The following is a 6687-nucleotide window of genomic DNA, read 5'->3' on the forward strand; positions in this document are numbered from 1 at the left end:
GCTGGCGCGGACGGGTCCGTCCGCGCAGAGCACGGTGCAGACCCCGCGGTCGACCCGGGCCACCCGGCCCGGGCGACGGTCGGGGCGCCGTCGTGCGTACGCCGCCCGGTCGGCGTCGAAGCCGAGGGCGGTGAGATCGATGGTCATGGCATCCTCATCGGAGTCGGAACTGGTCGTGGTGGTGCACGCGTGCTGCTACCGGCATGGCCACCACCTCCATCCGATGTCCGGGTGCCGCGTTCGATGCCGACGGTAGGTGCCGCGGCGACGCGCCGAAAGCGATTTCCCCGGCGACGGCCGGCCCGGTACCGCTAGGGTCGGTGCGTGACCACTGATCCGCTTCTGCTGACCGGTGAGGTGGACGACGCCACAGCCCGGCTCCTGCGCGCCGCGGCCGCTCTCGACGACGCGGACGTCGCGGCGCCCTCGCTGCTGCCCGGCTGGACCCGCGGGCACGTCCTGGCGCACCTCGCCCGCAACGCCGACGGCTTCGTCAACCTGCTGACCGCCGCCCGTACCGGCGAACCCATCCCGATGTACGCAAGCCCGGAGGCCCGCGCCGCCGACATCGAGGCCGGCGCGTCCCGGCCCCCGGCGGCGCACCTGGACGACCTGCGCCACTCCGCCGAGCGGTTCGCCGAGGCGGTCGCGGCCATGCCCGTCGAGGCGTGGTCGGCCACGGTGCAGACCCGGCGCGGCCCGTGGAAGGCCGCGATGCTGGTCTGGGGGCGGCTGCGCGAGATCGAGGTGCACCACGTGGACCTCGACGTGGATTACCGGGCGGCCGACTGGCCGGCGGCCTTCGCCCACCACCTGCTGCACGAGGTGGGCGCCGGCCTGGCCGCCCGCACCGACGTCCCGGCGATGGTGGTGCGCTTCGACGGCAGCCGACACGAGCTGGTCGTCGGTGAACGTGAGGGCGCGCCGCTGGTCAGCGGCCCGGTCGCCGAGCTGGCCGCCTGGTTGATCGGGCGCAGCCGCGGCGAGGCGCTGACCGTCACCCCCGACGGACCCCTGCCGACTCCACCGGAATGGATATAGACACGTCATGAGCTACACCGGAGACGTCACCGCCGGCGGCCCGCCCGCCGTCCGGGAGTTGGACCGGCTCACCGTCACCAAGCTGTCGGTGGGCCCGATGGACAACAACGCGTACCTGCTGCGCTGCAAGGGCACTGGCGAGCAGGTGCTCGTCGACGCGGCGAACGAGGCCCCGCGGCTGCTCGACCTGGTCGGCGACGGCGGGTTGGCCGCGGTGGTCACCACGCACCGGCACATGGACCACTGGGTCGCGCTGGAGGAGGTCGTCGCGAAGACCGGCGCCCGCGCCCTGGTGCACGCCGACGACGCCGAGGGTCTGCCGATCGAGGCGGAGCGACTCGCCGACGGCGACACCGTGCCGGTCGGCGACTGCGCCCTGGAGGTGATCCACGTCCGGGGGCACACGCCGGGCTCCATCGCCCTGCTCTACCGCGACCCGGCCGGCACCCCGCACCTGTTCACCGGGGACAGCCTCTTCCCGGGCGGGGTCGGCAACACCGACCAGGACCCGGAGCGCTTCGGCCAGCTCATCGACGACGTGGAGCAGAACCTCTTCGACCGGCTGCCGGACGAGACCTGGTTCTACCCGGGGCACGGCAGGGACAGCACGCTCGGGGCGGAGCGCCCGTCGCTGCCGCAGTGGCGGGCCCGCGGCTGGTGAGGCGTCCGGCGTCGGTCAGCTCGGCTGCCCGGCGCCGGTCAGGGCGCGCAACCGGCGTCGGGTGCCCAGCAGCACCACGCCGGCCAGCGCCAGGCCGACCGCCATGGTGACCAGCATCGGGCTGCCCTCCCCGGCAGCAGCCCGGCCAGCGACCGGGACGCGGTGCCCAGCGCCAGGTAGAGGCCGGCCCAGAGCGCGGCGCCCGCCGTCGCGCAGGCCACGAACCTCCGGTACGACATCCGCAGCCGCCCGCGGCCAGCGGCAGCAGCGCGTTGAACACCGGCAGGAAGGGCGCGATGAGCACCATCCGCCCGCCGCCGGAGCGCAGGATCCCCTCGGCCGCGGCCCAGCGGGCCTCGCCGATCCAGCCGCCGACCCGGCTGTGCCGCAGCCGCTCGCCGTACACCCGGCCGGCGAGGAAGCTCAGCGACCAGCCGGCGACGCAGCCCACCACGACCGCGGCGACGGTGGCCGCGCCGGTCGCCGGGCGGCCCACCCCCACCGCCGCGAGGACCGCGACGTCGCCGGGGACCAGCACCCCGAGCAGCGGTACGGCGTCGGCGAGCATGACCAGCCCCAGCGCCCCCATCAGCAGGGTGGTGGGCAGCTCCCCGACCTGGGCCAACGTATCCAGCATGGCCATGACGCTATGGGCCGCGGGCGGCCGGCACATCGGGTTCGATCCCCCACCCCGCCCTGAACCCCGGCTCGGGGTCACCCCTGAGCCGGCCGTCGGGTCAGCGCGGCCGGAGCACCTGCACCCGGCGCACCGGCGAGTCGACGAACGGCTCGGTGGTCGGCACCGGGTAGCTGGCCACGACCTCCAGGGCCTCGGTCGGCAGGTGCCCCCGGTCGGGGTCGCCGACCAGCACCACCGCCCCGGCGGCGGCGGCCCGACGCAGGAACGGCAGCACCCGCCCGGCCAGCCCCGCGTCGTAGAGCACGTCGCCGGCGAGCAGCAGGTCCACCCCGGTACCGTCGCCGTCGAGCAGGTCGCCCTCGGTGGCCGTGACCGCCACCCCGTTGGCCCGGGCGTTGACCGTCACCGCCGCCACCGCCCACGGGTCGACGTCGTTGGCGACGACCTCGGACGCGCCGGCCAGCGCGGCGGCGATGGCCACCAGCCCGGAGCCGGCGGCCAGGTCGAGCACCCGACGTCCGGCGGCCAGCTCGGGGTGGTCGAGCAGGTACCGGGCGAGCCCCTGCCCGCCGGGCCAGGCCGACGCCAGTACGGCGGCGGGAGGGTACGGCCGGCCGCCGCCTCCATCCGGGCCCACCAGACGATGGCGTCCTCGGCGAGGTGCAGCCACACCTCCGGCACGAACGGCGTGGGCACCAGCCGCAGCCGGTCCAGCCCGTCGCCCGGCGCGCCGATCTCGCGCGTCAGGACGCTCAACGCCGCCGTACTGGGTCCGCCCACCGGTCGAGCATGCCCGAGCCGACCGGGCATCGCGCGGCCTTTCGCGTCCGACTCGCGATTTTTCCTTTTGCCGCCATGCGGCACTTCAGCCAGCGAACGACCGTTCCGCCGGTTACCCTCGGGGAGATACAGGGCGATCATCCGTCGACACGCGGGTGCTCACCCGTCTTGAACAGGGAGAGATGCATGGCAACCGGCACGGTCAAGTGGTTCAACTCGGAAAAGGGCTTCGGCTTCATCGAGCAGGACGGCGGAGGCCCGGACGTCTTCGTCCACTACTCGGCCATCGCCTCCAGCGGCTACCGCGAACTGAACGAGGGCCAGAAGGTCGAGTTCGAGGTGACCCAGGGGCAGAAGGGTCCGCAGGCGGACAACGTCCGTCCGCTCTAGTTCCGTGCCGGTGGCGGCGGTCGGGTTGGCCGCCGCCACTGCGCGTGCCCGGGACCGGTCCGACCGCGGCCGGCCGGTGTCCAGCGTGCTCAAGCGACCATGCGTCGGGCGAGTTCGTCGGCGACCTGTTTGGCGATGGTCGGCGGGATCGCCGCGGCGATCTTCTCCGGGGTGAGGCCGGCCAGGACACCCTGGACGATCGCCGCCTCGTCGGTGAAGTCCTTGTTGGCGAGCGCGGTCAGCGCCGTCTGCAGCGCGGTGAGTTGCGCGCCGAGCGACTTCAGAGTCGGGTGCTGGACGACGAACGCCGGGTCCGTGTGGTCCTCGCCCAGCGCCATCCGGGTGTAAATCTGGCCGACCGGGTTACGTCCGTCCAGCACGGTCAGGTTGCGGTGGACGGTCTGCAGCCAGGTGTGCTCTTCGGGGGTCATGTCGTCGTCCTCCAGGAGTCCGATGGTGGTGAGATAGCGCCGGAACAGCGGTCGCTGGTCCCGGTTCGCCTTCGTGGAGTCGCGGAAGTAGCTGAAGTGGGTGTGGTACAGGTGCGAGTCGTCGCCGCTGCTGCGCCTGCCCAGTCGGTCCCACCGGCGGACGACCTTCCCGTCCGGTGAGTAGATGATCTCGCGCAGGTCGCGGCTGTCCGGCGTGTTCGCCAGGCACTGGGCGACACACCAGGTGGAGAACGTGTGCAGGTTGTGCGTCCGACCGCCGGAGCGGACCTCGAAGATGCCGACGTCCAGCGCGGAGGCGTACAGGGTGAGCCCGGTCGAGTCCCGGGGGGACTCGACCACCGAGTAGTCGTTGGTCACCACCCGGTCGGAGCCGCAGTGGTAGCCGCCACGATGGGCGGGATCGCCGACGATGCCGACCTCACCGGGTTCGAGGTCGTCGTCGCGAGCCGTGTCGGGGTCGATGTTGAGGTTGTCGAGCAGCAGGCGGCGAGCGGCCAGCAGATTGGCCGGAGCCGTTGTCATGAGCTCCCCCTTCCGTGAGGGTCAGGGGCCGGGCACGACGGTGACACCGCGTGGCGGTGTACGGGTGCGGGAGCGAGCCCGACCTGGAGATGCACTTCGTCGGGCGTTGGCTGAACGATAACCGGACGAATGGACAAACGCCCAGCTCAAATGGCTTCTCTTCAAATGGAACGAAGCTATGAGCCGGCTGGGACCGCCGGTCTGCGCGCGCCGCGCCGCCCCCGCCGTCGCCCGGGGATGGACCGGAGTCCACAGCGGAGAGTGACGGACACATCGGACAGTGGGTGCCCGCAGGCGCCGGCCGGGGCTTCGCCGGGGTGCGGGGTCAGTTCGTCGGGCGGCGCGCCGACTCGGCCCGGACGGCGTCCCGGTGCGCCCGCATCGAGTCGACCATCGTCGCCATGAAACGGTGCACGACCTCCAGCTCCTCGTCGCTGAAGCGGGCCATCACCTCGTCGGTGCGCCGGCCGAGCGGGCCGAAGAAACTCATCGCCAGCGCGGCGCCCTGGTCGGCGTAGTGCAGGAAGACCTTGCGCCGATCGGCCGTGTCCCGGTCGCGGCGGATGTGCCCCGCCCGCTCCAGCCGGTCGATCAGTGCGGTCACCGAGCCCGAGGAGAGGTTGAGCTGCTCCCCCAGCCGCCCTGGGGTGATCGGGTCGCCGGTCAGTTCCGCGTCCATGACGGCGATCAGGGCGTGCAGGTCGGTGGGGTTGAGCCCGTGCAGACCGGCGAAGGCGTGCCCGATGTGCTGCGCGTCCACCGAGTATCGCCGCAGGTCGTTGGTGATGTCGGCGACCAGCTGACTGCGTCGGTCGTCCCGCCGTCGATACATGCCGTGTGCTGCCACGTCTGGTCGTTCCCCCTGTCGGACCGCCGCCCGGGTGCAGCATAGAGCAGCCCTCAATAATCTCGCTTGCCAAGATACTCGATGAGTTGCACTAATGCTCTCGCTCGGCAAGACTCTTGATAGCCGAGATTTCAAGTCGAAGGACCGTGAGGGCATCCGATGTCTGTGTTCACCCGCGTCGCCCGCGGCCGGCTGGCCGCCTGGCTCACCGTGGTAGCCGCGCTCGTCGTCGGCGCGGCGGTCTTCGGGCTGCCGAAGCCCGCCAATCCCGACCCGGTCTCCGCCACCGGCCTGTCGGTGGAGTGGCAGTCGACCCAGGTCGAGCGCCTCCAGGACCAGCTGCCCTCCAGCGACACCCAGCCGGCGATCGTGGTGCTCAGCCGCGCCGACGGCGAGGCGCTCACCGAGGCCGACCGCGCCGCGCTGACCGCGCGTTCGGGCGAACTGGTCCGGTTGGCCGTGGGCGGCCGGGTCAGCCCGCCGCAGGTCGCACCGGACGGCACGGTGGCGCTGGTCGCCGTACCGCTGTCCACCGCCGGCGGTCAGGAGCAGGTCGGGCAGACGGTGGACCAGCTGCGCACCGCCCTGGACGGCCTGCCCGACGGGCTCGTCGTGCAGGTGACCGGCGGGCCGGCCTTCACCGCCGACCTCACCAAGGTCTTCGAGGGCGCCGACACCACGCTGCTCCTGGTCACCGCCGCCGTGGTCGCGCTGCTGCTGCTGGTCACCTACCGCAGCCCGTTCCTGTGGATCGTGCCGCTGGTCGTCGTCGCGGCAACCGAGCAGCTCACCCTGCGCGCCCTCGACACGATCGTCCCGGCGGTCGGCATCAACATGCCCGGCGGCACCGTCACCGGCATCGCCAGCGTGCTGGTCTTCGGCGCCGCCACCGACTACGCGCTGCTGATCATCGCGCGCTACCGGGAGGAGCTGCGCCGCGAGGAGGACCGCTTCGTCGCCATGCGGGCCGCCCTGCGCCGTACCGCCGAGCCGATCCTGGCCAGCGGGATCACCGTGGTCCTGGGCGTACTCACCCTGCTGCTGTCCGAGCAGGAGCTCAACCAGGCCCTCGCGGTGGCCTGCGCCACCGGTGTGGTCTTCGCCATGCTCTCCGCGCTCTTCGTCCTCCCCGCCGCGCTGGTGATCTTCGGCCGGGGGCTGTTCTGGCCGTTCGTCCCCCGGGCCGGCAGCGCGGTGCGGGAGGGCCGGCTGTGGGGCCGGCTCGGCGCCGCCGTCGTCCGTCGGCCGGCACCGGTCGCCGTCCTCGCCACGCTGCTGCTCGCCGGCCTGGCGCTCGGTGGGCTCGGCATCCGCACCGGCCTGTCCGAGACCGAGCAGTTCCGGGTGAAGCCCG

The 6687-nt window shown here is 72.9% G+C and carries 6 protein-coding genes and 3 pseudogenes; 4 read left to right on the forward strand and 5 right to left on the reverse strand.

Annotated elements, in window-relative coordinates:
* Positions 1-147 (reverse strand): annotated as a pseudogene (locus JNW89_RS23060) (ribosome small subunit-dependent GTPase A); the annotation flags it as partial.
* 177 nt (positions 148-324) lie between these two features.
* Between JNW89_RS23060 and JNW89_RS23065 the strand changes: the two are divergent.
* Both JNW89_RS23065 and JNW89_RS23070 read left to right on the forward strand, forming a co-directional pair.
* Entirely contained in the window at positions 325-1041 is a 717-nt protein-coding gene (locus tag JNW89_RS23065) for a maleylpyruvate isomerase family mycothiol-dependent enzyme (RefSeq protein ID WP_238450473.1), read from the forward strand.
* 7 nt (positions 1042-1048) lie between these two features.
* On the forward strand, positions 1049-1702 hold the full coding sequence (locus JNW89_RS23070; protein ID WP_238450474.1) for an MBL fold metallo-hydrolase: 654 nt from the start codon (positions 1049-1051) through the stop codon (positions 1700-1702).
* A gap of 15 nt (positions 1703-1717) precedes the next feature.
* Here JNW89_RS23070 and JNW89_RS23075 read toward each other — a convergent pair.
* Both JNW89_RS23075 and JNW89_RS23080 read right to left on the reverse strand, forming a co-directional pair.
* A pseudogene (locus JNW89_RS23075) lies at positions 1718-2339 on the reverse strand (DedA family protein).
* Between the two features lie 100 nt (positions 2340-2439).
* Positions 2440-3152 (reverse strand): annotated as a pseudogene (locus JNW89_RS23080) (methyltransferase).
* A gap of 156 nt (positions 3153-3308) precedes the next feature.
* Between JNW89_RS23080 and JNW89_RS23085 the strand changes: the two are divergent.
* Positions 3309-3512 carry a cold-shock protein gene (locus tag JNW89_RS23085; protein ID WP_088961229.1) on the forward strand — a complete coding sequence of 68 codons (204 nt, stop codon included), beginning with the start codon at positions 3309-3311 and terminating at the stop codon, positions 3510-3512.
* An 89-nt stretch (positions 3513-3601) separates the two neighbouring features.
* On the opposite strand, the gene JNW89_RS23090 is transcribed toward JNW89_RS23085, so the two are convergent.
* Together JNW89_RS23090 and JNW89_RS23095 are read right to left on the reverse strand one after the other, a co-directional pair.
* On the reverse strand, positions 3602-4486 hold the full coding sequence (locus tag JNW89_RS23090; RefSeq protein ID WP_238450475.1) for a hypothetical protein: 885 nt from the start codon (positions 4484-4486) through the stop codon (positions 3602-3604).
* Between the two features lie 325 nt (positions 4487-4811).
* A complete protein-coding gene (locus JNW89_RS23095) occupies positions 4812-5318 on the reverse strand; it encodes a MarR family winged helix-turn-helix transcriptional regulator (protein WP_238450477.1) in 507 nt (168 codons plus the stop codon).
* A gap of 174 nt (positions 5319-5492) precedes the next feature.
* On the opposite strand from JNW89_RS23095, the gene JNW89_RS23100 reads away from it, so the two are divergent.
* A partial coding sequence (locus JNW89_RS23100; RefSeq protein WP_238450476.1) for an efflux RND transporter permease subunit occupies positions 5493-6687 on the forward strand: 1195 nt, incomplete at its 3' end.

The sequence above is a fragment of the Micromonospora sp. 4G55 genome, assembly GCF_016803375.1.

Bases quoted from the DNA above. Each gene is read 5' to 3' on its own strand.
- JNW89_RS23070 (WP_238450474.1), top strand. From the start codon at position 1,049: ATGAGCTACACCGGAGACGTCACCGCCGGCGGCCCGCCCGCCGTCCGG.
- JNW89_RS23085 (WP_088961229.1), top strand. From the start codon at position 3,309: ATGGCAACCGGCACGGTCAAGTGGTTCAACTCGGAAAAGGGCTTCGGC.
- JNW89_RS23090 (WP_238450475.1), bottom strand. From the start codon at position 4,486: ATGACAACGGCTCCGGCCAATCTGCTGGCCGCTCGCCGCCTGCTGCTC.
- JNW89_RS23095 (WP_238450477.1), bottom strand. From the start codon at position 5,318: ATGTATCGACGGCGGGACGACCGACGCAGTCAGCTGGTCGCCGACATC.